We start from the raw sequence: 25,979 nt of genomic DNA on the forward strand, positions 1-25,979 counted from the left end.
ATGGCACGCATTATTGTTGTTACTTCGGGTAAAGGGGGCGTTGGGAAGACCACCTCCAGCGCGGCCATCGCTACGGGTTTGGCCCAGAAGGGAAGAAAAACCGTTGTTATCGATTTCGATATCGGCCTGCGTAACCTTGACCTGATCATGGGGTGTGAACGTCGTGTCGTATACGATTTTGTTAACGTCATCCAGGGCGATGCCACGCTGAACCAGGCGCTGATTAAAGATAAGCGCACCGAGAATCTCTATATTCTCCCCGCCTCGCAGACCCGCGATAAAGACGCGCTGACCCGCGACGGCGTAGGTAAGATCCTCGATGAACTGAAAAGCATGGACTTTGAGTTTGTGGTTTGTGACTCCCCGGCCGGCATCGAAAGCGGCGCGCTGATGGCGCTCTATTTCGCCGATGAAGCGGTGATCACCACGAACCCGGAAGTCTCCTCGGTGCGCGACTCAGACCGTATCCTGGGTATTCTGGCGTCCAAATCCCGCCGTGCCGAAAACGGCGAAGCGCCGATCAAAGAGCATTTACTGCTTACCCGTTACAACCCAGGCCGCGTCAGCCGTGGCGACATGCTGAGCATGGAAGATGTGTTAGAAATTCTGCGTATTCCGCTGGTAGGCGTGATCCCGGAAGATCAGTCAGTGCTTCGCGCGTCCAACCAGGGCGAGCCGGTGATCCTCGATCAGGAATCCGACGCGGGTAAAGCGTATGCCGACATGATTGAGCGTCTGCTTGGAGAAGAACGTCCTTTCCGCTTCATTGAAGAAGAGAAGAAAGGTTTCCTCAAACGCCTGTTCGGAGGATGATTTATGGCATTACTCGACTTTTTTCTTTCGCGTAAAAAGAATACCGCCAGTATCGCGAAAGAACGTTTACAGATCATTGTCGCGGAGCGTCGCCGCAGTGATTCAGAACCGCATTATTTGCCGCAGCTCAAGCGCGATATTCTTGAAGTGATTTGCAAATATGTGCAGATCGATCCAGAAATGGTGACGGTGCAACTGGATCAAAAAGGTGACGATATTTCGGTACTGGAACTTAACGTAACGCTACCGGAAGCGGAAGAATCGAAATAACGTTTAAGAGCGCTCTTATTCCTTTTATAAATAGCGCTCGCTTTTATTTTGTGATTGCTCAATAGTTATAAAAAAACCCTGTGAATATACACAGGGTTTTTTGTTAATAGTTGCTTAATAAGGGACTAAGCGGCTCGCTTAATAATTCCCCGCGCCAGCCGCTTATTAATTCTGGTGGCGTCGTTCGTGGTTTAAGCTGCCAGTGCCAGTTTAACAACTGATTAATTTGGCGGCGCGAAGCAAGTAATTCAGCACTCACCCCTTTTGCCTCGCTGGTTGCCTGTACCAGCGCTTTGATCTCTTTAAACACTTTTCGATAACCGGGCATATCAACCAGATTAGCGATCGGCTCCGGGAATTCAGATTCCGGTAACGACTGCGCTTGTGCAACCAGCGCTAATAACGTTTTGCCATGAAAGCGAATTTCACTGCCCGACAACCCCAGGCTGTCGAGTTCACCCAGCGAGGTCGGCATATAGCGCGCAACCTGCCAGAGGTGCTCTTCGCGCACGACAAAGTTCAGCGCCAGATCGCGCTCCCGCGCCTTTTTCAGCCGCCATGCTGCCAGCAGTTTTAAACACGCCAGTTGGCGAGTTCGTAGCTGCCAGGCGTTACCGATGTCGCGCCAAACTTCTTCCGGGTCCGCCTGTTCACTGCGGCGCGCCATCATCAGGCGGCACTCATCCAGCGCGGCTTCCAGCCAGCCTGATTCGCGGGTTTTCTCTACCAGCTGTTTTGCGATAGGTAATAAGTACCACACGTCCGCCGCCGCGTAATCGCACTGGCGCTCCGTCAGCGGGCGCGCCAGCCAGTCGGTCCGGGATTCACTTTTATCCAGGGCGATGCCGGTAAAGCTTTCGACCAGCGCCGCAAACCCGCACGACAGCGCGTGGCCTGAAAATGACGCCAGAATTTGGGTATCAATAAACGGGTCCGGCATCATGCCGAAGGCATTCAGGAATACTTCCAGATCTTCGCTGCCGGCATGGAGGAATTTAGTGACGTTGACGTCCTGCAACAGCGCTTTAAACGGCGACCACTCGGTGATGGTCAACGGATCGATCAGCGAGACCTGCTCGCCGTCATACAACTGGATAAGCCCCAGTTGCGGGTAATAGGTGCGGGTGCGAACGAATTCGGTGTCCAGCGCCAGCGCCGGGTGGCGACGCGCCGCTTCGCAGCAGGCGGCAAGCGCGTCGTTGGTGGTGATCATCTGATAATTCAAATTACTTTCTCTTTGGTTTGCGCCAAAAAAAACGCCGGTTAACCGGCGTTTGGCGACTGTCTCGGAGCTCAGGCGTTATTGTTGCCTGGCTTGCGTGCTTCGTCACGCAGTTCTCGTCGTAAAATTTTCCCAACGTTGGATTTCGGGAGCTCATCGCGGAATTCTACCAGTTTAGGCACTTTGTAACCGGTCAAATGACGACGGCAGAAGGTGATCAGCGACTCTTCGTTCAGCGCCGGGTCTTTCTTCACCACAAAGATTTTCACGGTTTCGCCGCTGGCCCCGGAGGGTACGCCCACCGCCGCCACTTCGCTGACGCCGTTATGTTGCATGACCACGTCTTCGATTTCATTAGGATAAACGTTAAAACCTGACACCAGGATCATATCTTTTTTACGGTCCACGATGCGCAGAAAACCTTCATCGTCCATTACCGCGATATCACCGGTCGCCAGCCAGCCGTCTTTGATGATTTCATCGGTGGCGTCCGGGCGCTGCCAGTAACCTAACATCACCTGCGGCCCGCGAATGCACAGCTCACCCGGTTCGCCGTGGGCCACTTCATTGCCCTCGTCATCGACAAGCTTCGCTTCGGTGGACGGCACCGGCAGGCCGATGCTGCCGCTGTGGTAGTCGATATCATGTGGGTTGACGCTCACCAGCGGCGAGCACTCGGTCAGGCCGTAGCCTTCCAGCAAAAATTGCCCGGTGAGTTTTTCCCAGCGTTCCGCCACCGCCTGTTGTACCGGCATCCCGCCGCCCGCAGAGAGATGGAGCGTAGAAAAATCAAGCTGATGGAATTCTTTATTGTTCAGCAGCGCGTTGAACAGCGTGTTTACGCCAGTCATGGCGGTGAACGGGTATTTCGCCATCTCTTTTACCAGCCCCGGAATATCGCGCGGGTTGGTGATCAGCAGGTTCTGGCCGCCGAGTTCGATAAACAGCAGGCAGTTCATGGTGAGCGCGAAGATGTGGTACAGCGGCAGCGGCGTGATCACAAACTCTTTGCCCTGGAACAGCAGCGGCCCGTAGGTGGCTTTCACCTGCTCAAGATTGGCGAGCATATTGCGGTGGGTCAGCATCGCCCCCTTGGCGACGCCGGTTGTACCGCCGGTGTATTGCAGGAAAGCGAGATCGCTGCCTGTCACTTCCGGTTTGATGTACTGCATGCGGTAGCCATGATGCAACGCGCTGCGAAACGAGATCGCATCCGGCAGATGGTATTTCGGCACCAGACGTTTGATGTACTTCACGACAAAGTTCACCAGAGTGCCCTTTGCGGTGGAAAGCTGGTCGCCCATGCGGGTCAGGATCACGTGCCTGACCTGGGTGCGGTCGACGACTTTTTCCAGCGTGTGGGCGAAGTTGGAGACGATCACAATAGCGCTGGCACCGCTGTCATTTAGCTGGTGTTCCAGTTCGCGCGGGGTATACAGCGGGTTAACGTTTACCACGATCATGCCGGCGCGCAAAATGCCAAACAGCGCCACCGGATATTGCAGCAGGTTCGGCATCATCAGCGCGACGCGATCGCCCTTCTGCAATCCCAGCCCTTCCTGAAGATAGGCAGCGAAGGCGCGGCTGCGCTCTTCCAGCTTACGGAAGGTCATCACCTCGCCCATATTGATAAATGCGGGCTGATCGGCGTAACGCGTTACGGCCTGTTCAAACAGTTCCACCAGGGATTGATAACGATCGGGGTTGATTTCAGCCGGAACATCGGCCGGATAACGGTTAAGCCAAACCTTCTTCAATGCATCACCTCTGAAAGTAGTATTCGTCGTCATCGCAACCCCAATAAACAAAACATGTCGTTAACATAATATTAACTCAGCGTACCAGTTTATTAATTAGGCTGATTTAAGGATGCGAAGCGCGTCACTATTTATTTTTCTTCTGTCCTGAAAACGAACAGACAGCGGACCTGCCGCTGTCTGTTATTGCCGTAAAACAAAGGTTTACTCGGTTACAATGGTCTGAACCTGAGCCGGGCCGGGATTATACCAGCCCCAGGGACCATATCCATAGCGCCACGGGTACGGGCCAAACCAGGGGTCGATAGGCTGCGGCGGCATTATTACCTGTTGGGTGATATGCCAGCGCTTATAGCCCGTCACATCCATGGTCATAAATTTATAAGACGTTGCGCCAACTTTGCCGTCCACCGCGCCAGTGATCGGCCCCAGTACCGTTACCAGTTGCCCCCGGAAGTCTACCGGGTCGAGGAAGCCATTCACATCGGCATAAATGCGCCCGCGTGACGGCTCGCCCAGTACCGGCCGCGCGCCACTGTCGAGCGGCACGGTGGCGATTTCCAGCCGGGTTTTGCCCTGCTGGTTCTGGATACTGACCACTTTGCCGCCGAAACGCGCTTCCTGACCGACGTACAGGCGCGGCGCGTCCATCACGGCGGCCAGGTCCTGCTGGGGCATCTCGCTGGAGCCTTTAATGGCGTCAGGAATGGTGACGCACCCGGAAAGCGCCAGCGCACCTAGCGCCACCAGCCATACGCGAAACATCGTTTTTTGCATCGCCATTTTTGACTCCTTAACCCGACGCGCCGCGTCAGGCGATTACGCTCTGCCTGGCAGTTTCTTCCAGGCGACTTCGTTGCGCAGATAAACCGGTTCGGCCTGTTCGACCGGTACCGTTTTCTGTTGTTCAAAAGCCTGTGCCGCCAGCGGCAGCATATCTTCGGCGGCGGGCAGTTGAATGCCGCCGTCCACCAGCGTAACGCCAGTGCCGTTAGCCATTTCCGGCCAGGCCTGCCAGCCGGTACCGACCATCGCCCATTCTCCGCTTAATGCCATCAACCGGGCGTTAACCGCTTCCGGTTTTAATACCGCTTCGCTCGCTTCGCCGTGCCAGACGCCCTGCTCATCGCGCTGGTATTCTGCCCAGTAGACTTCACCCATGCGCGCGTCGATAGCTGCCAGCACGCGGGTCGCGCCGGTTTTGCGGTACGCGCCCTGCGCCATAGTGGCAAGGGTAGAAACGCCTATCATAGGCAGTTCCGCGCCCAGCGCCAGGCCCTGGGCGATACCAATACCGATGCGCACACCGGTAAAACTACCCGGCCCGCGGCCAAATGCCAGCGCATCAATCTGAGACAGAGAAACGCCGCACTGGTTCAGAAGTGACTGAACCAGCGGCAAAATTCGTTGGGTGTGCTCACGTTGGCACAGCTCGAAGTGAGCATGGGTGGTGTCGTTATCCTGTAGCGCAACGGAACAGGCTTCGGTGGCGGTGTCTATGGCCAGAATTCGCATATTTTTTCGCACTCTCGCGAGGTGGGGTCATTTAAAAATGGCGCGCATCTTAACATAGTCTGGCACAAATTACTCCGTGACGGGGGCAGCGAGAAACGCGGCAGCGCGGGTAATATCCCGGGTGCGCGGCGCAGGCGGCAGGCTCGCCAGGAACACCGCGCCATACGGGCGCATCACCAGACGGTTATCGCAAATCACCAGTACGCCGCGATCGTCCACGTCGCGGATCAAGCGTCCGACGCCCTGCTTCAGGGTAATGACCGCATCCGGCAGTTGAACTTCGTCAAACGGATCGCCGCCGCGCAGGCGGCAGTCTTCCATCCGCGCTTTCAGCAGCGGATCGTCCGGCGAGGTAAAGGGCAGTTTATCGATGATCACCAGTGACAGCGTGTCGCCACGCACGTCCACCCCTTCCCAGAAGCTACTGGTGGCGACCAGTAAGGCGTTACCCGCCTCGACAAACTGTTGCAATAACTGGCCCTTGCTGGTTTCACCCTGCAATAACACCGGCAGGGTCAGCATGGCGCGGAACTGCTCCGCCAGATCGCGCATCATGGCGTGGGAGGTGCAGAGCATAAAGCAGCGCCCGTTGTTGGCCTCGATCATCGGCTTAAGCATCCGCGCCAGATGCCGCGCTGCGCCGGGCTGGTTCGCCATCGGCAAGCCGCGTGGTACGCAAAGCAGCGCCTGTTTTTGGTAATCAAACGGGCTGGGCAGCAGCAGGGTTTCCGCCTCGCCGATGCCTAACCGGTCGGTGAAATGGTGCAGATCGTCATTCACCGACAGCGTGGCGGAGGTGAAAACCCAGGTGCCGGATTTTTGCGCCATCACATCGGTAAATTTATCCGCCACGTTAAGCGGCGTCAGCGCCAGGGTGAAATGGCGTGAATTACATTCGTACCAGTAGCTGAAGCCCGGCGTGTTGATCTCTTTCAGCCGCTTCAGACGGGCGCGATACAGGGTGGCGCGTTCAAAAGCCGCATCCAGCAGCGCCGAGCGCCCCAGCGACAGTTTCGCCACGTCGTAGCACAGCTCCAGCGCGTCATCGAGCAGCACCAGCGCCCGCTGGATAGCGGGGTCCGCCAGCAGCTCGCGCAGATTACCGCGAAAGCCCGGTTCGCCCAGTTGCAGGCGAAAATCCTGGGCGCTCTGGGCCAGCCGGTCAGCGCATTTTTGTAACTGCTGGGTGTCTTTGACTTCAGTGCGATAGGCGATGGTAATGTCTTTCGCCAGATCCTGAAGCTGGCGGCTGGAAAGCGACTGGCCAAAATACTGGCTGGCGATATCCGGGATTTGGTGCGCTTCATCGAAAATGGTGACGTCCACTTCCGGGATCAGCTCGGCGAACCCGCTCTCTTTCACCACCATATCCGCCATAAACAGATGGTGGTTCACCACCACCACGTCGGCTTCCATGGCGTTTTTACGCGCTTTCACCACAAAGCAGTCTTTATACAGCGGGCAGTCGGCCCCGAGGCAATTATCGTTGGTGCTGGTGACCAGCGGCCAGACCGGGGCGTCTTCCGCTACGCTGGCGCAGGTGCTGATGTCGCCGTCAAAGGTTTGGTTGGCCCAGCTACGCAGCAGGATCACATCGCTCAGAGTCTGGACCGGCAGATCGCCCCCGGCGAGCGCCTGTTGTTCGAGGCGCTCAAGGCACAAATAGTTAGAACGCCCTTTAAGCAGCGCCAGCCTGCCTTTGTAGTCCAGAGCGCGGGCAACGGTGGGCAAATCGCGGCTGTAGAGCTGGTCCTGAAGGGCCTTTGACCCCGTGGAGATAATGACTTTCTTTCCAGAGCGCAAGGCGGGCGCAAGATAGGCGTAGGTTTTCCCGGTGCCGGTTCCGGCTTCAACCACCAGCGGGGTTTGCGTGTCTATCGCTTTCGCCACGGCCTGGGCCATCAGGCGCTGCGGTTCACGCGGTTTAAAGCCGGGTATCGCTTTCGCCAGTTGCCCTTCTGTCGCGAAATCGTCGGTCACATTTTCTTCAGCCACACTGATGTCCGTCACACTACCCCCTGGATAAATTGCCAGTGATTATGTCAGGGGCGCGCGCCTTTCGCCAGCCAAAGAGATGACGCGGCGCTCACGATATGGCAGTCTGGCACTCTTTGAAAACCATAAGGACATAACCATGACAATCCTTCGCATCAATCCGGAAGCCCGCTGGTCAGACGCCGTGATTTATAATCAAACCCTCTACTACACCGGTGTGCCGGAAAATACCGATGCCGATGCGCGCGCGCAGACTGCCGATATTCTGGCGCAAATCGATGAAATGTTGCAGGCCCAGGGCAGTGACAAAACCCGGATTCTCGACGCGACCATTTTCCTGGCGGACCGCGCCGATTTTGCCCAGATGAATGAAGCCTGGGACGCCTGGGTGGCTGCGGGACATGCGCCGGTGCGCTGCACCGTGGAAGCGAAGCTGATGAAGCCGCAATACAAGGTGGAAATTAAGATTATTGCGGCGGTGTGAGTTTACTCGTCTTCATCCTCAAAGCGGGCGACGATGCGGTCGCCCTTATGGGTCGCGCGAATTTCTTGCGCCACCTGGGTGATAGCCTCACCGCTGCTTAACCCCTGTGCCATCAGTTCCTGAATCCGCTCGACCGCCTGCTGCTGCTGTTCATGGGTGAGTGAAGGTAATCCTGCAAACATGGTTGACTCCTGTTACATTGCTGGCGGTTATTATTTCACGTTGCTCTGATTGCGCCAACCTCGGCGCGCAGGCAACCCGTGTTGACGAGTTTAGCGATGCAAACAACCCATTCCTCCGGCCTGAAGACCGTTACGCTGCCCTGGCAACCCGACGCGCTGTTAACCCGTTTTGCCACTCTACACCACCAGCCCTGGGCGATGCTGTTGCATTCCGGCTTTGCCGATCACGTCCACAACCGGTTTGATATCCTGGTGGCTGACCCGAAGATCACGCTGCAAACGACGGGATCGTCAACCGTTATCCACACCGATGACAGCAGCAGGACTTCTGATGATTGCCCGTTAGCGCTGCTGAAATCGGCGCTGGGAACCCTGAATATCCAGCCCGCTAACGACCCCAATCTGCCCTTCCAGGGCGGCGCGCTGGGGCTGTTCAGCTACGATCTCGGACGACGTTTCGAAAAGCTGCCGGTGATAGCCGCGCAGGATGTGAACGCGCCGGATATGGCGGTGGGTATTTATGACTGGGCGCTGATCGCCGATCACCATCGCCAAACCCTCACGTTGTTGAGCTGGGATGACGCCGAGGCGCGTCTTGCCTGGCTTGAGCAGCAGCCGGCCGCGGAATCAGCCCCGTTTGCGCGCACGTCAGACTGGTCCTCCAGTATGAGCCGTGAAGAATACGGCGCAAAATTCCGCCAGATTCAGGCGTATCTACACAGCGGCGACTGTTACCAGGTCAATCTGGCGCAGCGCTTTCAGGCTACCTACACGGGGGATGAATGGCAGGCGTTTTTGCAGTTAAACGCCGCTAACCGCGCGCCGTTCAGCGCCTTTTTGCGTCTGCCGGAACAGGCGATTCTTAGCCTGTCGCCGGAGCGTTTTATTTTGCTGGAAGGCGACCAGATCCAGACGCGACCCATTAAAGGCACGCTGCCGCGGCTGGCCGATCCCGGGCAGGATGCCTTGCAGGCGCAAAAACTGGCCGCGTCGCCCAAAGACCGGGCGGAGAACCTGATGATTGTCGACCTGCTGCGTAACGATATCGGCCGCGTTGCGGTGCCGGGCAGCGTTAAGGTGCCAGAACTGTTCGTGGTGGAGCCTTTCCCGGCAGTGCATCATCTGGTGAGCACCATTACGGCGACCCTACCTGCCCATCTTCATGCAACCGATCTGCTGCGCGCCAGTTTCCCCGGCGGTTCGATTACCGGCGCACCCAAAGTGCGGGCGATGGAAATTATCGAAGAGCTGGAGCCGCAACGGCGTAACGCCTGGTGCGGCAGCATCGGCTACATCAGCGTGTGCGGCAATATGGACACCAGCATTACTATTCGCACCGTCACCGCGCAGGACGGCACGCTGTACTGTTCGGCTGGGGGCGGCATTGTGGCGGATAGCGAGGAAGCAGCGGAATATCAGGAAACTTTTGATAAAGTTAATCGTATCCTTAATCACCTGTGAAGGAGCCCCATGAGTAATCCGCCGATGACGCTGGACAGTTTTTTAGCCCGTTTTCAGTTATTACGCCCGGAGATTAGCCGCCATTCGATAAATCAACGCCAGGCCGCCGTGCTGGTGCCGATTGTGCGCCGCCCGGTTCCCGGCTTGCTGCTCACCCAGCGCTCGACGCGGATGCGTAAACACGCGGGCCAGGTGGCGTTCCCCGGCGGCGCGCGCGATCCAGAAGACAGTTCGCTCATTGCCGCCGCGCTGCGCGAAGCCCAGGAAGAGGTGGCTATTCCACCGGAATCGGTGGAAGTGATCGGCGTGCTGCCCACCGTGGACAGCGTCACCGGCTTCCAGGTCACGCCGGTCGTGGGGATTATCCCGCCTGACCTGCCTTATCATGCCAGCGAAGAGGAAGTCTCCGCGGTGTTTGAAATGCCGCTGGATGAAGCGCTGCGTCTGGGGCGTTACCATCCGCTGGATATCCATCGGCGCGGTAACGATCACCGCGTCTGGCTGTCCTGGTATGAACACTACTTTGTCTGGGGCATGACGGCGGGCATTATTCGTGAGCTGGCTCTGCAAATCGGTATGAAACCTTAACTATAATTTCAGCATAATCCCTGTTTTTTATGGGGTCTGGCGACACTTTATTAGGGAATATTGTCTGAGGCATTAGTTTTATTCATGTGAATAATTAACTGTGCCGAACAATAAACTCTTAAAATAAGCGTTGTTCTAACATCGTCACCCAAAAGGGTGCCCCTGGCAGGAGTTTTTACTGTGATTAGTATATTCGACATGTTCAAGGTGGGCATTGGTCCCTCCTCTTCCCATACCGTTGGACCGATGAAGGCAGGGAAGCAGTTCGTCGATGATCTGGTCGAAAAAGGATTACTGGAAAACGTGACCCGCGTAGCGGTTGACGTTTACGGCTCGCTTTCTCTTACCGGCAAAGGCCACCATACCGATATCGCGATCATTATGGGCCTGGCGGGTAATCTACCTGATACCGTTGATATTGATAGCATTCCGGCGTTTATCCGGGATGTCGAAACCCGCGAACGCCTGCTGCTGGCGCAGGGCCGCCATGAAGTGGATTTCCCGAAAGACAACGGCATGCGCTTTCAAAGCGATAACCTGCCGCTGCATGAAAACGCCATGCGCATCACTGCATACCACGGCGACAAAGAGATCTACAGCAATACTTATTACTCCATCGGCGGCGGGTTTATCGTCGACGAAGCCCATTTCGGCAAAGACGCCAGCGGCGACGTTAACGTCCCGTATCCGTTTAACTCTGCCCAGGCGCTGCTGGATTATTGCAATGAAACCGGTTTATCCCTCTCCGGGCTGGTGATGAAAAACGAACTGGCGCTGCACAGCAAGCAGGAAATCGAAGCGTATTTCGGCAATGTGTGGCAAACCATGCAGGCTTGTATCGATCGCGGTATGAATACCGAAGGCGTACTGCCTGGCCCGCTGCGTGTGCCGCGTCGCGCTTCCGCGCTGCGCAGAATGCTGGTGTCCAGCGATAAGAACAACAAAGATCCGATGACGGTTATCGACTGGGTCAATATGTTCGCGCTGGCGGTGAATGAAGAAAACGCCGCGGGTGGCCGCGTGGTGACCGCGCCGACCAACGGTGCCTGCGGTATCGTTCCGGCGGTGCTGGCTTATTACGACCACTTTATCGAACCAGTAACGCCGGATGTGTATATCCGTTACTTCCTCGCCTCCGGCGCGATTGGCGCACTGTACAAAATGAATGCGTCGATTTCCGGTGCGGAAGTGGGTTGCCAGGGTGAAGTGGGCGTGGCCTGCTCCATGGCGGCCGCTGGCCTGGCGGAAATTCTCGGCGCCAGCCCGGAACAGGTTTGCGTGGCGGCGGAAATCGGCATGGAGCATAACCTCGGTTTGACCTGCGATCCGGTCGCCGGCCAGGTGCAGGTGCCGTGCATTGAGCGTAACGCCATCGCATCGGTTAAGGCGATCAACGCGTCACGCATGGCGATGCGCCGCACCAGCGCGCCGCGCGTTTCGCTGGATAAAGTCATCGAGACCATGTACGAAACCGGTAAAGACATGAACGCCAAATATCGCGAAACCTCGCGCGGCGGGCTGGCGATTAAAGTCCAGTGTAACTAAGTACCGAGCGCCGCATTCGCGGCGCTTTTTTTATCTGCCGCGGTTTCGTCATAAATAATCCCCACTACACTTTCAATGTTCACTTCTCCACCCTGAGGAGAGGTCTTGAGAGGCTACGGAGATGCAAACAGCCCAGCGCATTATTTATCACTATCGGCGCAGACGATTTATTCTTTGCATAGTTCTTGCCATCCTGACCCTCATCGTGACGCTGGGCCTGCGCTATGTCACCGAGCGCAGCGACAATCGACGGGAAATCCAGGAATACAGCCAGCGCGCGATTACGTCTCTGGAGACGGTGCTGGCACCTATCGAAGTGGCGCGTAAATCACTGGTGACATTGCCAGGGATCCCCTGCGATATGACCCAGTATCAGCTGCGCGAACAGGCGGCGCGACTGCAAACGGTTCGATCTATCGCCCTGGTGAAAGACGGCACCCTCTACTGCTCAAGTATTTTTGGCCAGCGCGATATCCCGATTAATCAACTGCAACCCAAGCTGCCCTCGGTTTACCCGCTGATGACGCTATCCACCGCCGGGTCGCTGCTGAAAGGCTCGCCGATTTTGCTGTTGTGGGAGCCGTCGAGCCTCGACGGGCAAAGCGGCGTGATGCAGGTGGTGAATATCGAACTGCTGGCGGGGCTGACGCTCCAGCCGCGCCCACCGTTAATCACCCAGGCGGTGCTCAACGTGGCGAATCAATATCTGGTCGGGCAGACTATCTACGATAACCGGCTGCCTCTCACCCGGGACCACGTTGAACATCGCTATCATTCCAGCCGTTACCCGTTTGCCGTGATCGCCACCGGCCCGTCGCCGGAAAAAGTCGCGCTGCAAAGCCTGCCTGCTCAGCTGCCGCTGGCGCTGATGCTCAGTCTGCTGATCGGCTATATCACCTGGCTTGCCAGCGCAACGCGGATGAGTTTTTCCTGGGAAATAAACCTGGGTATCGCCGCCAGGGAGTTTGAAGTGTTTTGCCAGCCGCTGGTACGGGCGCGGGACCGCCACTGTGTCGGCGTGGAGATCCTGTTGCGCTGGAACAATCCGCGCCAGGGGTGGATCTCCCCGGACGTGTTTATTCCTCTCGCCGAGCAGCAGGATTTAATCGCGCCGCTCACCCGCTACGTGCTGGCGGAAACCGTGCGCCAACTGCATCTTTTCCCGGCCTCGGAACAATTTCATGTCGGGATTAACGTAGCGGCCAGCCATTTCCATAACGGGGCGATTATTGATGATTTACGCCGCGTCTGGTTTGCTAAACAGCCCAGACAGCAGCTCATGCTTGAACTGACTGAACGCGACGCGCTGCCGGATATGGACTACCGCGTAGTGCGGGAACTGCACCAGATGGGCGTGGAACTGGCGATTGATGATTTCGGCACCGGGCAAAGTTCGCTGGCCTATCTTGAGCGGCTGCACCCCAATGTGCTGAAGATTGATAAAAGCTTTACCGCCGCGATTGGTACCGATGCGGTAAACTCCACGGTGACGGATATTATTATCGCGTTGGGTAAACGGCTGCGGATCAATCTGGTGGCGGAAGGTGTGGAAAGCGAACAGCAGGAAGGCTATTTGCGCCGTCACGGCGTGGAGATACTCCAGGGATATTTATACGCGAAGCCTATGCCCATCGCTGATTTCCCGCGCTGGCTGGCAGGTGACTTACCGCCACCTGCCATCAACAACGATCAGCATATGTCAGCATTGACGCTACGCTGATTACTCTTCTTCGTCGTGCTCAGGTTCGTCTTTAACGACCCGAACCAGGTCCACGCGATAATCGTTGGCTTCAACAATAGTGATGCGCAAAGGCGCAACCTCAAGCACATCGCCCACGCGCGGGATTTGGCCGTTAACTGCAATGACCAGGCCCGCTACGGTGGCAATATCGTCTTCGTCATTCACCAGCGTAGAAACATTCATATGCTGCTGCAAGGCGTGCAGATCGGTACCGCCTTTGACCAGCCAGCCGTCGCCGTCCGCCACGATTTCCGGGGTTTCGTCAGCGTCCGGGAACTCACCCGCGATAGCTTCCAGCACGTCCAGCGGCGTTACCAGGCCTTGCACCACGCCAAACTCGTTGGTGACGATAACAAAACTGCCGCGGGCGCGGCGCAGTACGCCTAACAGGTTGATCGGGTCCAGGGTTTCCGGCACCACAATCGCCGGGGACTGCGCCGCGATCGCCGCCACGTCAACGCCCTCTTCCAGCGCCACCAACAGCTCTTTAGCGCGTACGATACCGATGACTTCATCCAGCTCGCCACGGCACACCGGAAACAGACTGTGCGGAGATGACAGCAGTTGCTCGCGGATTTCATCCACGCTCAGCTCGGCATCCACCCAACTGATTTCGCCGCGCGGCGTCATAATGCTGCGCAGAGAACGCGATGCCAGGGTCAGTACGCCATTAATCATGTAGCGTTCTTCATGAGCGAAAGATTCCATAGGGATAGGCACCATCGCGGTCCCTTCCGTTTCCGGCTGGACATTGCCTTTTTTATTGCCGCCCATCAGGCTCAGAATCGATTGCGCGGTTCTGGCGCGCAGCGGCATACGCGACTGATGTTTCACAAAGTTGCGACGGGCAATCTGGTTGAACAGCTCGATCAGGATCGAGAAGCCGATAGCTGCGTACAGGTAGCCTTTCGGAATATGGAAGCCGAAACCTTCCGCCACCAGGCTCAGGCCGATCATCAACAGGAAGCTCAGACAGAGCACCACGACCGTCGGATGCTGGTTCACAAAGCGCGTCAACGGCTTAGAGGCCAGTAACATCACCGCCATCGCGATCACTACCGCTGCCATCATTACCGGCAGATGGTTCACCATCCCTACCGCTGTGATCACCGCGTCAAGCGAGAACACCGCATCAAGGATCACAATCTGTACCACGACCACCCAGAAGCTGGCATAGCCTTTACCGTGGGCATCATCGTGCTGCTTGTTCTCCAGTCGCTCGTGCAGTTCGGTCGTGGCTTTAAACAGCAGGAACAAGCCCCCGAGCAGCATAATCAGGTCGCGTCCAGAAAAGGTGAAATCCATCACGCTGAACAGCGGGCGCGTCAGCGTCACCATCCAGGAAATCAACGACAACAGCCCCAGACGCATAATCAGCGCCAGGGACAGGCCGATTAAACGGGCTTTGTCACGCTGCTTAGGCGGCAGTTTGTCTGCAAGGATGGCGATAAACACCAGGTTGTCGATACCCAGAACGATTTCCAGTACCACAAGCGTCAGCAAACCCGCCCAAATCGAGGGGTCCATTAATAATTCCATAACAGGCTCCTGCTGAAGGAATGACTAAACGGCACCGCACAATTCGCGGGCGCAAAAACAGTAGCTAACATTAGGTGTGATGCGTCGGAATGACGAGTGGCCTGAGAACAGGCGGAAGTGAATTGACGTCGGTGACGGTCCATACGGTGGGCTGCTGCCCGCTACTCCTGATAATTAATAAGAAGCATACATTAGCAAACGGAATCAGCCTTTTGCAAAGATTTACCAGAATTTGCAATTTTGCTGACACAGTGGAGGCTCATATTTCTTAGCAACCTTTTTTACGGGCCGGCTTAAGCTAAATTACGGATCTTCATCACATAAATTATTTTTTCACTATCTAAAATAAATCACGGATTAGGCATTTGTCTCAATAAACCCCTTATCTGAATCGATTCGGTAAGTCAGTAATGATTCGCGATGCCCTCGTAAAGAGGGTGTGACTACAACGAAGGAGGTAGCACGTGACTATTGCTATTGTCATAGGCACTCACGGTTGGGCCGCTGAGCAACTGCTCAAAACCGCCGAGATGCTGCTGGGCGAGCAAGAAAATGTGGGTTGGATTGATTTTGTTCCCGGCGAAAACGCGGAAACACTCATCGAAAAATACAACGCCCAATTATCGAAACTCGATACCAGCCAGGGCGTGCTGTTTCTCGTCGATACATGGGGAGGCAGCCCGTTCAATGCTGCCAGCCGCATTGTCGTCGATAAAGAGCACCATGAAGTGATTGCTGGGGTCAACATTCCGATGTTGGTCGAAACCTTAATGGGGCGCGACGATAACCCGTCATTCGATGAACTGGTCGCGTTGGCCGTGGAAACCGGGCGCGAAGGTGTTAAGGCGCTGAAGGCAAAACCGGTTGAAAAAGCCGCCCCAACTGCAACGCCAGCCGCCGCGCCTGCCGCGCCAAAAGCAGCGACGCCCGCAAAACCTATGGGGCCGGACGATTATATGGTAATCGGCCTCGCCCGTATCGATGACCGTTTGATTCACGGCCAGGTTGCCACCCGCTGGACCAAAGAAACCAACGTTTCGCGCATTATCGTGGTGAGCGATGAGGTGGCGGCGGACACAGTGCGTAAAACACTGCTGACCCAGGTTGCCCCTCCCGGCGTGACCGCCCACGTGGTGGACGTTGCCAAAATGATCCGTGTTTACAACAACCCGAAATACGCCCGGGAACGCGTGATGCTGCTGTTCACCAACCCGACCGACGTCGAGCGCGTTGTGGAAGGCGGCGTGAATATCACGTCGGTGAACATTGGCGGCATGGCGTTCCGCCAGGGTAAAACGCAGGTGAATAACGCGGTGTCAGTCGATAGCAAAGACATTGACGCCTTCAACAAACTTAACGCGCGCGGCATTGAGCTTGAAGTCCGCAAAGTCTCCAACGATCAAAAACTGAAAATGATGGATTTACTCCGCAAAGTGACACCGTAACTGCGGATCAGGAACGACGTTTTTCAGCTCTCACACTTAAGTCTTTCAATGTTATAGGAGAAGTACAATGGAGATTACCACTCTTCAGATTGTGCTGGTGTTCATCGTTGCGTGTATCGCGGGTATGGAGTCGGTACTTGATGAATTTCAGTTTCACCGTCCACTTATCGCCTGTACCCTCGTCGGGGCCGTTCTGGGTGATATGAAGACCGGTATCATTATCGGTGGTACCCTGGAAATGATCGCCCTCGGCTGGATGAACATCGGTGCGGCGGTTGCCCCTGATGCGGCGCTGGCGTCAATTATCTCAACCATCCTGGTTATTGCTGGCCACCAAAGCATCGGTGCCGGTATCGCGCTGGCCATTCCGCTGGCAGCGGCAGGCCAGGTACTGACCATTATCGTGCGTACCATCACCGTAGGTTTCCAGCACGCGGCGGACAGCGCGGCGGAAAAAGGCAATCTCACCGCCCTGTCATGGATCCACGTTTCCTCGCTGTTCCTTCAGGCCATGCGTATCGCTATTCCGGCGGTGATCGTGGCGGTGTCCGTGGGAACCAGCGAAGTCCAGAACATGCTGAACGCTATCCCTGAAGTAGTCACCAGCGGTCTGAACATCGCCGGCGGTATGATTGTGGTCGTGGGTTATGCAATGGTCATCAACATGATGCGTGCAGGCTACCTGATGCCGTTCTTCTATCTCGGCTTCGTCACTGCGGCGTTCACCAACTTCAACCTGGTCGCCCTGGGTGTGATTGGCGCAGTCATGGCCATCCTATACATCCAACTTAGCCCGAAATACAACCGTTCCGCCGCCGCGCCTGCACCGGCCGCTGGCGCTAACGATCTTGATAACGAACTGGACTAGCAGGTGAGCGACATGGTTGATATGACAAAAAATACGGCTACCACGGGTGAGAAGAAACTGACTCAAAGCGATATTCGCGGCGTGTTCATTCGTTCTAACCTGTTTCAGGGTTCATGGAACTTCGAACGTATGCAGGCGCTGGGTTTCTGTTTCTCAATGATCCCGGCGATCAAACGCCTGTACCCGGAAAACAACGAGGCACGCCGTCAGGCGATCAAACGCCATCTCGAGTTCTTCAACACCCATCCATACGTTGCCGCGCCGGTTCTGGGCGTAACGCTGGCGATGGAAGAGCAGCGCGCCAACGGTGCAGAAATTGACGATGGCGCGATTAACGGTATCAAAGTGGGCCTGATGGGGCCGCTGGCAGGCGTCGGTGACCCCATTTTCTGGGGTACGGTGCGTCCGGTATTCGCGGCGCTGGGCGCAGGTATCGCCATGAGCGGCAGCCTGCTGGGACCGTTGCTGTTCTTTATCCTGTTTAACGCGGTGCGCCTTGCAACCCGTTATTACGGCGTGGCTTACGGCTATCGTAAAGGGATTGATATCGTTAAGGATATGGGCGGCGGCTTCCTGCAAAAACTGACCGAGGGGGCGTCAATTCTCGGCCTGTTTGTAATGGGGGCGCTGGTCAATAAGTGGACGCACGTGAATATTCCGCTGGTGGTCTCGCGTATTACCGACCAGACCGGCGCTGAAAAAGTTACCACGGTGCAAACCATTCTTGACCAATTGATGCCGGGCCTGGTGCCGCTGCTGCTGACCTTCGCCTGTATGTGGTTACTGCGTAAAAAAGTTAACCCGCTGTGGATTATCGTCGGCTTCTTCGTGATCGGCATCGTTGGCTATGCGATCGGGCTGCTTGGGTTGTAAGATACGGTTTTCCTGAGGTTTATAACCGGGGGCTTGCTCCCGGTTTTTTATTAGGGAGTAGGCATGACACTGACGGACTGGGTTCTGATCCTGTTTATTCTGGTACTGCTGGCCTTTGCCATATATGACGAAGCCATTATGGCAAAACGCAAAGGCACCACACTGTTAACCATCCCCCTACTACGCCGCAGCCGCGTCGACGGCGCGATTTTCGTCGGGCTGGTCGGCATACTGATTTACAACAATATTGCTTCACATGGCGCACCGCTAACCACCTGGTTATTAGGCGCGTTAGCGCTGATGGCTATTTATCTTTTCTGGTTGCGTCAGCCAAAGATTATTTTCAAATCTACTGGCTTTTTCTTCGCCAATGCATGGATAGAATATAATCGCATTAAAGCCATGAATTTATCGGAAGACGGGGTTCTGGTGATGCAATTAGAACAGCGCCGCCTGCTTATCCGGGTAAAGAATATTGACGATCTCGAAAGAATTTATAAACTTCTTATTAATAATCAATAGGTTAAACAATAGCCTTGTCTATATTTTTGGCGGATATTCAAACGCCAACATAGCCATGGCTATATTATTTTGCAGACAACTTAAAACTATTTATTAACCTTTTCATTACCAATGTCTTCAAATGAAAATCGTTATCAATTAGCTTGAAAAATAACAACTTTTGTGGGTTGTTTTATATTTCCTGAATATGGTACTGTTGCGCCCGTCATTGGGGAGTAGCTAATTTCCACTGTTTCCGGAAATGTACGTGTCAACATACTCGTTGTTACAACGTGGCGCGTACGGACTGAGAGCCCTCTCAGTCAAGCGAGACCATAGGCACATTCACTGCTGATTACCGGGGCAGTGGCTGTGTATATGGATATCCCGGTCAGGACGCTTTGATGAATCTTTCCGCAACTCTTCTTCTCGCATTCGGCATGTCAATGGACGCATTCGCCGCATCGATCGGCAAAGGCGCGACCCTTCATAAACCTAAATTCTCTCAGGCGTTACGCATCGGTCTGATATTCGGTGTAATCGAAACGCTTACACCGCTCATCGGCTGGGCGCTGGGCCTTTTCGCCTCGAAATTTGTGCTTGAGTGGAATCACTGGATAGCCTTTGCCCTGCTGATGTTCCTGGGTGTGCGAATGGTTGTTGAAGGCGTTCGCGGCGAAACGGAAGAAGAAAAGACGCAGTTGCGCCGCCACAGCTTCTGGTTATTAGTTACCACTGCGTTTGCCACCAGTATTGATGCCATGGCCGTCGGCGTGGGTTTGGCCTTCTTACAGGCTAATATTATCTACACCGCGCTGGCGATTGGCTGTGCGACGCTGATTATGTCCACGCTGGGCATTATGCTGGGCCGTTTTATTGGCCCGCTACTGGGCAAGCGCGCCGAGATCCTGGGCGGGCTGGTACTGATGGGGATTGGCGCGCAGATCCTCTGGAGCCACTTCGCTTAACGGTCGCGCTGCCAGACGCGAATACAAAAATCCGTTTCGCATTCGAATGATTCTACTCTATTTAGCGACGCCCACACTTCCGGGCGCGCGCGCCAGGCAAACGGTGTCATTTGTAATAGCGCCACGGCGTTGTCAGCGTTCAGCGTCATCCTATAAGCAAGCTGTAACTCTTCAGACAATGTAAATCCTTCAAGGCTTTCACCCTCCGGCGAGTGCAATTTAATCTCGTCGTAGATCAGCCCTTTCAACTGCACTAAATGACGCGGTCCGGGAACGACGGTAATCACACTCCCGCCTGGCTTAACGGTTCTCGCCAGCTCTTCGGCTTTACAGGGTGCATAAATACGGATCACCGCATCCAGGGAAGCCTCTGGGAACGGCAAACGATGGCTGGATGCCACGCAGAACATCACGCCGGGATAGCGTTTCGCACCGTAGCGGATAGCGACTTTTGAGACGTCCAGCCCACAGGTATTCGCGCCATGCCTTAAGGCAACCTCAGCAAACGCCGCAGTGTAATACCCTTCCCCGCAGCCAATATCCAGAATGGTATCCGCCTGAGCCGCGAGTTGCTTTTCCAGTAACTCGGCCACCCGCTGGCGCAGCGGTTGGTAATGGCCGGCATCAAGAAAAGCCCGGCGTGCCTGCATCATTTCGCCGTTATCGCCCGGCTGTTTTGAATGCTTAAACTGTACCGGCAGCAGATTTACATATCCTTCTTTGGCCTTGTCGAACTGGTGCCCCTGCGGGCAGAGGTAACTTTTGGGCTTTTCGCTCAGCGGGGCGTGGCAAAGGGGACAGGTAAACATAACAACTCCGGGTAATCTAAAGGGCGCAAGTGTAGCCTGATTTGCAACGCAGCGGTAAGCGCCAGAAACAAAAAAGCCTCGCTTAGCGAGGCTTTTTAGAGAAACGATGCGCAAGGCACCGCATCAGAAATTCGATCAGATAGCAGTAACGTTAACGGCTGCCGGGCCTTTCTGGCCGTCCTGAATTTCGAACTCTACGTTCTGGCCTTCAGCCAGGGTTTTGAAGCCGTTACCCTGGATGGCAGAGAAGTGTACGAACACATCTTTGCTGCCGTCAGCCGGAGTAATGAAACCAAAACCTTTAGACTCGTTGAACCACTTAACTTGACCTTTGATCTTTGCCATTTTGCAAATTCCTTAAATTGTATTCTTCGCCCGCAGGCTTCATTGAGATAAAACTGAGACATTACTGCATGAGGCACTAATAAAAGGTTCGGCAGAGAAGCAGTATTCAACGACAACGTGTTTACTCAGGACTTCTATACTGATAATGCCACACATAAACAGAACTATACCTCGTTTGACCCAAAAAATGTTATCACACACAACGTATATAATGGCAAGCCATTTTTAAACGTGTATCGATCTGCCGCACAAATCAATAAGTGATTACGGGCTGCCCCAGAGGCAACACGTAACACGCTGATATGATAAGCCTTGAGCACAGGGTCCTTCGGCAACCACGCAGCGAGCAGACAACCTTTTCAACATAGCTCAAACCTGGTATGTCGTCCACGTTGCAGGCCAAAATTTACTATAAAAAAGAGGAATCTTGCGATAGAGAGCCAATTAACTCGCTCTGCACAAAGGCTATTGCCCATTCTGTGGGAATCATCACAACATTACTCAAATCGACATTACAATTAAACGTAACGAAAATACGTTAAATAATTGCACCAAAATAATGACAGGCTAATGACAATGCATGAGATAAGCGCATAAATAGTTTCCTGTTACTTTGTGCAAGATATATTTTCATTCGAGAAATAACTTAATAATTATTTCTTATATGTCACGCTTCGTTAAAGGGCAAATATTGACCAATTTTTAGCGGTGCGAATTTACCCGATGTCTCACGGGCTGCCTCTAATGCCGAAAGTAACGCTTCTGGCGGCCTGTCCAGCGATTCGTCTGCCAGTTCGAAAACACCCCAGTGAATGGGCACAGCATGCGGTCTGTCGAGGTGCTGCCACAAAGTAACGGCACTGGCCGGATCCATATGATGCGGGCTCATAAACCAGCAGGGTTCATACGCACCAATGGGTATGGCGGCGAAATCAATCGGCCCGAGGCGCTGGGTAATATCGTGAAGGAACGGGTGATAGCCGGTATCGCCGCAAAACCAGGCCCGAAACCCGGAATTCTCAATAGCCCAGCCGCACCATAAGGAACGGTTGCGATCCCACGGAGTACGCATACTCCAGTGCTGCGCCGGTATAGCGGTATAAACCAGCCCGCCGAGGGTGTATGCCTGCCACCAGTCGAGTTCAACTACGCGCGTTATTCCATGGCGTGCAAACCAGGCTTTCAGCCCCAGCGGAACAAACCATGTCGCGTCGGGAGCGTGGCGGCGTAAAAAGCGCACCGTCGCGCTATCCAGATGATCGTAATGATTATGAGAAATCAGGATTGTATCAATGGGCGGCAGCGCCGATAGGGTAAACGGCACCGGTGATTTGCGCTGCGGCCCGTAAAAAGAAAACGGCGACGCGCGCTTGAAAAATACCGGGTCCGTTAATACCCGCTGCCCCTGAAGGGAAAACAGCAGCGAGGCATGCCCAAGCCACCACACCCCATCCCCTTGCTGATTAAAATCAGCGAGTTGCCACCACTGCTCGATAAAGCCAGCGTAGCCATGTTTTGGGGCATGCGGATAGCCGTTGGCTTTACGCTCTTTTTGCCAGCGCTGATAATCTCCGGCGCGTGGACCCGCGGGATGCAGATTGCGAAAACCGCCCTCAAGATGATGGGGCTGCGATGGATCGTACCAGGGATTTTTCCAGACCACGCAGCATCACCCTATGGCAATGAAAGGAGGGAATTTACCGTTCAGCGACCAGACGAATAAAGTCATCGTCATCGTCTTTTTTGGGCTGCGCCGGTGTTTCTTCGGGTTGTGCTTCTGGTTCATTGGCATCGCAAATTCGGCGAAGCAACGCAGTCTGGCGCTTCTGCTGTTCCAGCAATGCTTCCAGTAAGGCAATTTGTTCATTCGCCTTAACGCTGGCGCGATTGACGAAAAACCACACCACTAACCCAACCACCAGAACCAATAAAGAGAACGCCATCGATGCAAGGTTGAGCGCACCGGAATTGATCATGTCATTCATAAAAACCACCTCAGTAAAGCGAAGTAGTGTAGCACCAGACGACAGCGATCACATTGGCATTGCAAAAAATCATTTACCACGGAATATATTTGTTGATCACGCATATTCCGCTGAAGAATTGAACATCCTGATCGCACATCACATTCAACATTTGCGCCCATAAAACCAGGCCCAACAGCAACGCAATGACCAGCAGTGCCCATTTCACTTTTTTCACTGAAGACTCCAGTTTGACTCATATTCCGGTCAGATTAACACGCAGATCTTAAACCAATCATCACGCTACTAATAACTGTGGCAATTAAGATTCATCAGATTGAGAATTACGCCTGAACTGGCATGCTGCGTAGAGGATCGATAAAAAGGAGCGAGCTATGCGTTTGATTATCCGGTTGATTGCCATCATGGCGATCCTGTGGCTGGCTCTGTTGTTCAGCGGCTACGGGATTTTAATCGGTAGCCATAACAACGTGGCGGGCTTAGGGCTCCAGTGCGAATACCTGACGGCCCGACAGGTAGTGACCGCACAGTTTATTCATTCAGAAAGCGGAATTATCGGGATTTCGCAATGTCCGCTGCTGCGTAAAAGCGAAACCGTCATCGATAATTAAAAAAACCGCAGTCAGCGCTGCGGTTTATCATCAGAACGGGTAGTCGTTATAACCCAGTTGTTCGGAAATTTTCCGCGCCGCGCCGTGCAGCATGGCGACGTATTCATGCAAGCGCTCTTCGGAGAAACGCAGCGTCGGGAAGGAAATACTCAGGCCAGCAATCACAAAGCCGAAGCGGTCAAACACGGGCACTGCGATGCAGCGCAACCCTTCTTCCTGCTCTTCGTTATCTTCGCCGAAACCCTGCTCGCGAACCATATCCAGTACCGGCAATAAAGCCTCGGTGCTGGTCACCGTGCGTGGGGTGCTCTGCTTGTATTCGACTTCAGAGAGAATTTGCTTCGTTTCTTCACGGTCGCGCCATGCCAACAGCACTTTACCGATAGCGGTGCTGTACAGCGGGTTGCGGCGGCCCACGCGGGAATACATACGCAAATTGTACATCGAGTCGATTTTGTGGATGTAGACGATGCTGTCTTCATCCAGCGCGCCGAGGTGAATTGTCTCTTTTGTCAGGTTAGACAGTTCGCGCATCTGGATATCCGCGCTGCGAATCAGATCGACGTTCTGCAACGCTTTTGCGCCTAACTCAAACAGTTTCAGCGTGAGGGAATATTTTTCGGACTCCCCTTCCTGGGCCACGTATCCTAAGGATTTCATGGTCTGCAAAAAGCGGTAAACCGTGCTTTTTGACATCATTACACGTTGGGATAATTCGGTGATGCCAATTTCACGTTCTTCACCCAGCGCCTGCAAAATACCGAAAACTTTCAACACAGATGAAACAGAATCAGGCTGTTTATCCAAATCTGCGATTGCCATTGATCACCTCAGATCGCACTTGTTTTATAAAAATTAGAACCGGTTTTTATTATAAGGAGCTGGCCCCGCCGCCGCAATGTCTCTATGAGCTGGCATGATAAATCTGCGACGCAACACTTAATTATCCCTGAGGCGGGTTTTCAGGCTAAAGTAATCGGTTTACGGCTCCTGACTTTCTTTTTGAGCGGCACAGTTAATGGAAAAAACGGTTTCTGATGGTTTACCCATCCCCCAGCGCTACGGCGCAATTCTTACTATCGCTATTGGGATCATGATGGCGGTGCTTGACGGCACTATCGCTAACGTGGCGCTCCCTACCATCGCCCATGAATTAAACGCCTCGCCCGCGAGCAGTATCTGGATTATTAACGCGTATCAAATCGCTATTGTTGCCTCACTGCTGACGCTCTCTTTTCTGGGCGATATGTTCGGCTATCGCCGCATTTACCAGTACGGCCTGGTGGTGTTTACCCTCGCTTCGCTGCTGTGCGCGCTCTCGCGAACGCTGGAAATGCTTACGGTGATGCGCATTCTGCAAGGTTTTGGCGGCGCGGCGTTGATGAGCGTCAACACGGCGCTGATCCGCATGATTTACCCGCAGCGCCACCTGGGCCGCGGCATGGGGATCAACTCGCTGATCGTCGCCGCTTCCGCCGCTGCGGGGCCAACCATTGCCGCCGCGATTTTATCCGTGGCCACCTGGCACTGGCTGTTCTTAATCAATATCCCGCTCGGCCTGGCGGCGCTGGTGCTGGCGCTGCGTTATCTGCCCGCCAATACCCATAAATCCCAGCAGCGTTTCGATCTGCCCAGCGCCGTGATGAATGCCCTTACCTTCGGCTTATTGATCACCGCGCTGGGAAATTACGCCCAGGGGAATTTCAACTGGTTGCTTGCGGCGCAACTGGTGGCGTTGCTGGTCATTGGCGCGGCATTTATTCGCCGTCAGCTGCGGTTGCCGGTTCCGCTGCTGCCGGTAGATTTACTGCGCATTCCGCTGTTTTCGCTGTCCATCGGCACCTCGATTTGCTCTTTCACCGCCCAGATGCTGGCACTGGTGTCGCTGCCGTTCTTTATGCAAACCACCCTGGGGCTAAGCGAAGTCCAGACCGGCCTGTTGTTGACGCCCTGGCCGCTGGCAACGATGGTGGTTGCGCCGCTATCGGGATATCTGGTCGAGCGTATTCATGCCGGGTTGCTGGGCGGTATTGGTCTGGCTGTGATGGCGGTGGGTCTGTTCGGCCTGGCTTATTTACCCGCCAATCCAGGCGATCTGGATATCATCTGGCGCATGGTGCTGTGCGGTGCCGGGTTCGGACTGTTCCAGTCGCCGAATAACCACACGATCATCTCCGCCGCGCCGCGCAACCGCAGCGGCGGGGCCAGCGGGATGCTGGGCACCGCGCGTTTGCTGGGCCAGAGCACCGGCGCAGCGCTGGTGGCCCTGATGTTTACCCACTTCAGCGGCAGCGGTGAATATGCTTCATTATTGCTGGCCGGGATACTGGCAACGCTGGCCGCGCTGGTGAGTATGTTGCGGATATCTACGGGGAAATCTGCGGCATAAAAAAAGCGTGCCGTGGCACTAATGCTTGTCAGTTAAGCTTTGAAGGTGGCCGCAGCGCGTAGCGCTGTGGCCT

28 protein-coding genes and 1 riboswitch are annotated in these 25,979 nt (G+C 54.8%); of the genes, 14 read left to right on the forward strand and 14 right to left on the reverse strand.

Going from position 1 to position 25,979, the window contains the following annotated elements; translation table 11 throughout:
• On the forward strand, positions 1-813 hold the full coding sequence (gene minD / locus RT120_RS19040) for a septum site-determining protein MinD (protein WP_312985110.1): 813 nt from the start codon (positions 1-3) through the stop codon (positions 811-813).
• 3 nt (positions 814-816) lie between these two features.
• Positions 817-1,083 (forward strand): cell division topological specificity factor MinE, encoded by a 267-nt coding sequence (minE, locus tag RT120_RS19045; protein WP_002462836.1) that lies wholly within the window; start codon positions 817-819, stop codon positions 1,081-1,083.
• A gap of 103 nt (positions 1,084-1,186) precedes the next feature.
• On the opposite strand, the gene rnd is transcribed toward minE, so the two are convergent.
• The 5 genes from rnd to RT120_RS19070 form a co-directional block, all read right to left on the reverse strand.
• On the reverse strand, positions 1,187-2,296 hold the full coding sequence (gene rnd, locus RT120_RS19050) for a ribonuclease D (protein ID WP_312985150.1): 1,110 nt from the start codon (positions 2,294-2,296) through the stop codon (positions 1,187-1,189).
• Positions 2,297-2,376: 80 nt separating this feature from the next.
• Complete coding sequence (gene fadD, locus RT120_RS19055) at positions 2,377-4,062, reverse strand: long-chain-fatty-acid--CoA ligase FadD (RefSeq protein WP_312985113.1); 1,686 nt, start codon at positions 4,060-4,062, stop codon at positions 2,377-2,379.
• Between the two features lie 204 nt (positions 4,063-4,266).
• Entirely contained in the window at positions 4,267-4,845 is a 579-nt protein-coding gene (locus tag RT120_RS19060) for a Slp family lipoprotein (RefSeq protein ID WP_312985114.1), read from the reverse strand.
• 36 nt (positions 4,846-4,881) lie between these two features.
• Complete coding sequence (gene tsaB, locus RT120_RS19065) at positions 4,882-5,577, reverse strand: tRNA (adenosine(37)-N6)-threonylcarbamoyltransferase complex dimerization subunit type 1 TsaB (protein ID WP_312985115.1); 696 nt, start codon at positions 5,575-5,577, stop codon at positions 4,882-4,884.
• A 69-nt stretch (positions 5,578-5,646) separates the two neighbouring features.
• Complete coding sequence (locus RT120_RS19070) at positions 5,647-7,557, reverse strand: ATP-dependent DNA helicase (RefSeq protein ID WP_312985151.1); 1,911 nt, start codon at positions 7,555-7,557, stop codon at positions 5,647-5,649.
• A 154-nt stretch (positions 7,558-7,711) separates the two neighbouring features.
• Between RT120_RS19070 and RT120_RS19075 the strand changes: the two genes are divergently transcribed.
• Positions 7,712-8,056: a RidA family protein gene (locus RT120_RS19075; RefSeq protein ID WP_125291960.1), complete on the forward strand. Its 345-nt coding sequence runs from the start codon at positions 7,712-7,714 to the stop codon at positions 8,054-8,056.
• Positions 8,057-8,058: 2 nt separating this feature from the next.
• Here RT120_RS19075 and RT120_RS19080 read toward each other — a convergent pair whose 3' ends face one another.
• Complete coding sequence (locus tag RT120_RS19080) at positions 8,059-8,238, reverse strand: YoaH family protein (RefSeq protein WP_312985117.1); 180 nt, start codon at positions 8,236-8,238, stop codon at positions 8,059-8,061.
• A gap of 96 nt (positions 8,239-8,334) precedes the next feature.
• Between RT120_RS19080 and pabB the strand changes: the two genes are divergently transcribed.
• The 4 genes from pabB to RT120_RS19100 all read left to right on the forward strand — a co-directional run bounded on the left by pabB (position 8,335) and on the right by RT120_RS19100 (position 13,552).
• Positions 8,335-9,699, forward strand: a complete 1,365-nt coding sequence (pabB, locus tag RT120_RS19085) for an aminodeoxychorismate synthase component 1 (RefSeq protein WP_312985119.1) — start codon at positions 8,335-8,337, stop codon at positions 9,697-9,699.
• 9 nt (positions 9,700-9,708) lie between these two features.
• Positions 9,709-10,287, forward strand: a complete 579-nt coding sequence (locus RT120_RS19090; RefSeq protein WP_125291955.1) for a CoA pyrophosphatase — start codon at positions 9,709-9,711, stop codon at positions 10,285-10,287.
• A gap of 180 nt (positions 10,288-10,467) precedes the next feature.
• Positions 10,468-11,832, forward strand: a complete 1,365-nt coding sequence (sdaA, locus tag RT120_RS19095; RefSeq protein WP_312985122.1) for an L-serine ammonia-lyase — start codon at positions 10,468-10,470, stop codon at positions 11,830-11,832.
• Positions 11,833-11,953: 121 nt separating this feature from the next.
• Positions 11,954-13,552 carry an EAL domain-containing protein gene (locus RT120_RS19100; RefSeq protein ID WP_312985123.1) on the forward strand — a complete coding sequence of 533 codons (1,599 nt, stop codon included), beginning with the start codon at positions 11,954-11,956 and terminating at the stop codon, positions 13,550-13,552.
• Here the strand turns inward: RT120_RS19100 and yoaE are convergent, their stop codons facing one another.
• Positions 13,553-15,112, reverse strand: coding sequence for a CNNM family cation transport protein YoaE (gene yoaE, locus RT120_RS19105; RefSeq protein WP_312985125.1), 1,560 nt, complete (start codon positions 15,110-15,112; stop codon positions 13,553-13,555).
• Between the two features lie 464 nt (positions 15,113-15,576).
• Here yoaE and manX point away from each other — a divergent pair, with 464 nt between their 5' ends.
• From manX to mntP, 5 genes are all read left to right on the forward strand, one after another.
• Positions 15,577-16,557, forward strand: a complete 981-nt coding sequence (manX, locus tag RT120_RS19110) for a PTS mannose transporter subunit IIAB (RefSeq protein WP_312985127.1) — start codon at positions 15,577-15,579, stop codon at positions 16,555-16,557.
• A 67-nt stretch (positions 16,558-16,624) separates the two neighbouring features.
• Entirely contained in the window at positions 16,625-17,425 is an 801-nt protein-coding gene (locus RT120_RS19115) for a PTS mannose/fructose/sorbose transporter subunit IIC (protein WP_125291950.1), read from the forward strand.
• A gap of 12 nt (positions 17,426-17,437) precedes the next feature.
• Positions 17,438-18,298 (forward strand): PTS mannose transporter subunit IID, encoded by an 861-nt coding sequence (locus tag RT120_RS19120; RefSeq protein ID WP_312985130.1) that lies wholly within the window; start codon positions 17,438-17,440, stop codon positions 18,296-18,298.
• A 63-nt stretch (positions 18,299-18,361) separates the two neighbouring features.
• Positions 18,362-18,820 carry a DUF986 family protein gene (locus RT120_RS19125; RefSeq protein ID WP_312985132.1) on the forward strand — a complete coding sequence of 153 codons (459 nt, stop codon included), beginning with the start codon at positions 18,362-18,364 and terminating at the stop codon, positions 18,818-18,820.
• 198 nt (positions 18,821-19,018) lie between these two features.
• Positions 19,019-19,124: riboswitch (yybP-ykoY riboswitch) on the forward strand.
• 79 nt (positions 19,125-19,203) lie between these two features.
• The gene (gene mntP, locus RT120_RS19130; RefSeq protein ID WP_312985133.1) at positions 19,204-19,767 is read left to right on the forward strand and encodes a manganese efflux pump MntP; all 564 of its coding nucleotides are present in this window, start codon (positions 19,204-19,206) and stop codon (positions 19,765-19,767) included.
• Here mntP and rlmA read toward each other — a convergent pair.
• From rlmA to mgrB, 6 genes are all read right to left on the reverse strand, one after another.
• Positions 19,764-20,576 carry a 23S rRNA (guanine(745)-N(1))-methyltransferase gene (gene rlmA, locus RT120_RS19135; protein ID WP_312985135.1) on the reverse strand — a complete coding sequence of 271 codons (813 nt, stop codon included), beginning with the start codon at positions 20,574-20,576 and terminating at the stop codon, positions 19,764-19,766. The two genes, mntP and rlmA, sit on opposite strands and share 4 nt — an antisense overlap.
• Positions 20,577-20,711: 135 nt before the next feature.
• Positions 20,712-20,921: a transcription antiterminator/RNA stability regulator CspE gene (gene cspE / locus RT120_RS19140; protein ID WP_001062678.1), complete on the reverse strand. Its 210-nt coding sequence runs from the start codon at positions 20,919-20,921 to the stop codon at positions 20,712-20,714.
• A 39-nt stretch (positions 20,922-20,960) separates the two neighbouring features.
• Positions 20,961-21,077 (reverse strand): DUF2627 domain-containing protein, encoded by a 117-nt coding sequence (locus RT120_RS19145; RefSeq protein ID WP_312985137.1) that lies wholly within the window; start codon positions 21,075-21,077, stop codon positions 20,961-20,963.
• Positions 21,078-21,588: 511 nt separating this feature from the next.
• Positions 21,589-22,584 carry an MBL fold metallo-hydrolase gene (locus RT120_RS19150; RefSeq protein WP_312985138.1) on the reverse strand — a complete coding sequence of 332 codons (996 nt, stop codon included), beginning with the start codon at positions 22,582-22,584 and terminating at the stop codon, positions 21,589-21,591.
• A gap of 34 nt (positions 22,585-22,618) precedes the next feature.
• The gene (locus RT120_RS19155) at positions 22,619-22,906 is read right to left on the reverse strand and encodes a YebO family protein (protein WP_312985139.1); all 288 of its coding nucleotides are present in this window, start codon (positions 22,904-22,906) and stop codon (positions 22,619-22,621) included.
• A 73-nt stretch (positions 22,907-22,979) separates the two neighbouring features.
• The gene (mgrB, locus tag RT120_RS19160; RefSeq protein ID WP_312985141.1) at positions 22,980-23,123 is read right to left on the reverse strand and encodes a PhoP/PhoQ regulator MgrB; all 144 of its coding nucleotides are present in this window, start codon (positions 23,121-23,123) and stop codon (positions 22,980-22,982) included.
• 157 nt (positions 23,124-23,280) lie between these two features.
• Here mgrB and RT120_RS19165 point away from each other — a divergent pair, with 157 nt between their 5' ends.
• Entirely contained in the window at positions 23,281-23,517 is a 237-nt protein-coding gene (locus RT120_RS19165; protein WP_312985142.1) for a YobH family protein, read from the forward strand.
• 30 nt (positions 23,518-23,547) lie between these two features.
• On the opposite strand, the gene kdgR is transcribed toward RT120_RS19165, so the two are convergent.
• The gene (kdgR, locus tag RT120_RS19170) at positions 23,548-24,339 is read right to left on the reverse strand and encodes a DNA-binding transcriptional regulator KdgR (RefSeq protein ID WP_312985144.1); all 792 of its coding nucleotides are present in this window, start codon (positions 24,337-24,339) and stop codon (positions 23,548-23,550) included.
• A gap of 196 nt (positions 24,340-24,535) precedes the next feature.
• Between kdgR and RT120_RS19175 the strand changes: the two genes are divergently transcribed.
• Positions 24,536-25,906, forward strand: a complete 1,371-nt coding sequence (locus RT120_RS19175; RefSeq protein ID WP_312985146.1) for an MFS transporter — start codon at positions 24,536-24,538, stop codon at positions 25,904-25,906.
• Positions 25,907-25,979 lie beyond the last annotated feature (73 nt).

The organism is Atlantibacter sp., from assembly GCF_032062175.1.
Lineage (GTDB): Bacteria > Pseudomonadota > Gammaproteobacteria > Enterobacterales > Enterobacteriaceae > Atlantibacter.

Bases quoted from the DNA above. Each gene is read 5' to 3' on its own strand.
- minD (WP_312985110.1), top strand. From the start codon at position 1: ATGGCACGCATTATTGTTGTTACTTCGGGTAAAGGGGGCGTTGGGAAG.
- minE (WP_002462836.1), top strand. From the start codon at position 817: ATGGCATTACTCGACTTTTTTCTTTCGCGTAAAAAGAATACCGCCAGT.
- rnd (WP_312985150.1), bottom strand. From the start codon at position 2,296: ATGATCACCACCAACGACGCGCTTGCCGCCTGCTGCGAAGCGGCGCGT.
- RT120_RS19060 (WP_312985114.1), bottom strand. From the start codon at position 4,845: ATGGCGATGCAAAAAACGATGTTTCGCGTATGGCTGGTGGCGCTAGGT.
- tsaB (WP_312985115.1), bottom strand. From the start codon at position 5,577: ATGCGAATTCTGGCCATAGACACCGCCACCGAAGCCTGTTCCGTTGCG.
- RT120_RS19075 (WP_125291960.1), top strand. From the start codon at position 7,712: ATGACAATCCTTCGCATCAATCCGGAAGCCCGCTGGTCAGACGCCGTG.
- RT120_RS19080 (WP_312985117.1), bottom strand. From the start codon at position 8,238: ATGTTTGCAGGATTACCTTCACTCACCCATGAACAGCAGCAGCAGGCG.
- pabB (WP_312985119.1), top strand. From the start codon at position 8,335: ATGCAAACAACCCATTCCTCCGGCCTGAAGACCGTTACGCTGCCCTGG.
- RT120_RS19090 (WP_125291955.1), top strand. From the start codon at position 9,709: ATGAGTAATCCGCCGATGACGCTGGACAGTTTTTTAGCCCGTTTTCAG.
- RT120_RS19100 (WP_312985123.1), top strand. From the start codon at position 11,954: ATGCAAACAGCCCAGCGCATTATTTATCACTATCGGCGCAGACGATTT.
- yoaE (WP_312985125.1), bottom strand. From the start codon at position 15,112: ATGGAATTATTAATGGACCCCTCGATTTGGGCGGGTTTGCTGACGCTT.
- RT120_RS19115 (WP_125291950.1), top strand. From the start codon at position 16,625: ATGGAGATTACCACTCTTCAGATTGTGCTGGTGTTCATCGTTGCGTGT.
- RT120_RS19120 (WP_312985130.1), top strand. From the start codon at position 17,438: ATGGTTGATATGACAAAAAATACGGCTACCACGGGTGAGAAGAAACTG.
- RT120_RS19125 (WP_312985132.1), top strand. From the start codon at position 18,362: ATGACACTGACGGACTGGGTTCTGATCCTGTTTATTCTGGTACTGCTG.
- mntP (WP_312985133.1), top strand. From the start codon at position 19,204: ATGAATCTTTCCGCAACTCTTCTTCTCGCATTCGGCATGTCAATGGAC.
- rlmA (WP_312985135.1), bottom strand. From the start codon at position 20,576: ATGTTTACCTGTCCCCTTTGCCACGCCCCGCTGAGCGAAAAGCCCAAA.
- cspE (WP_001062678.1), bottom strand. From the start codon at position 20,921: ATGGCAAAGATCAAAGGTCAAGTTAAGTGGTTCAACGAGTCTAAAGGT.
- RT120_RS19145 (WP_312985137.1), bottom strand. From the start codon at position 21,077: ATGTGTGGCATTATCAGTATAGAAGTCCTGAGTAAACACGTTGTCGTT.
- RT120_RS19155 (WP_312985139.1), bottom strand. From the start codon at position 22,906: ATGAATGACATGATCAATTCCGGTGCGCTCAACCTTGCATCGATGGCG.
- RT120_RS19165 (WP_312985142.1), top strand. From the start codon at position 23,281: ATGCGTTTGATTATCCGGTTGATTGCCATCATGGCGATCCTGTGGCTG.
- kdgR (WP_312985144.1), bottom strand. From the start codon at position 24,339: ATGGCAATCGCAGATTTGGATAAACAGCCTGATTCTGTTTCATCTGTG.
- RT120_RS19175 (WP_312985146.1), top strand. From the start codon at position 24,536: ATGGAAAAAACGGTTTCTGATGGTTTACCCATCCCCCAGCGCTACGGC.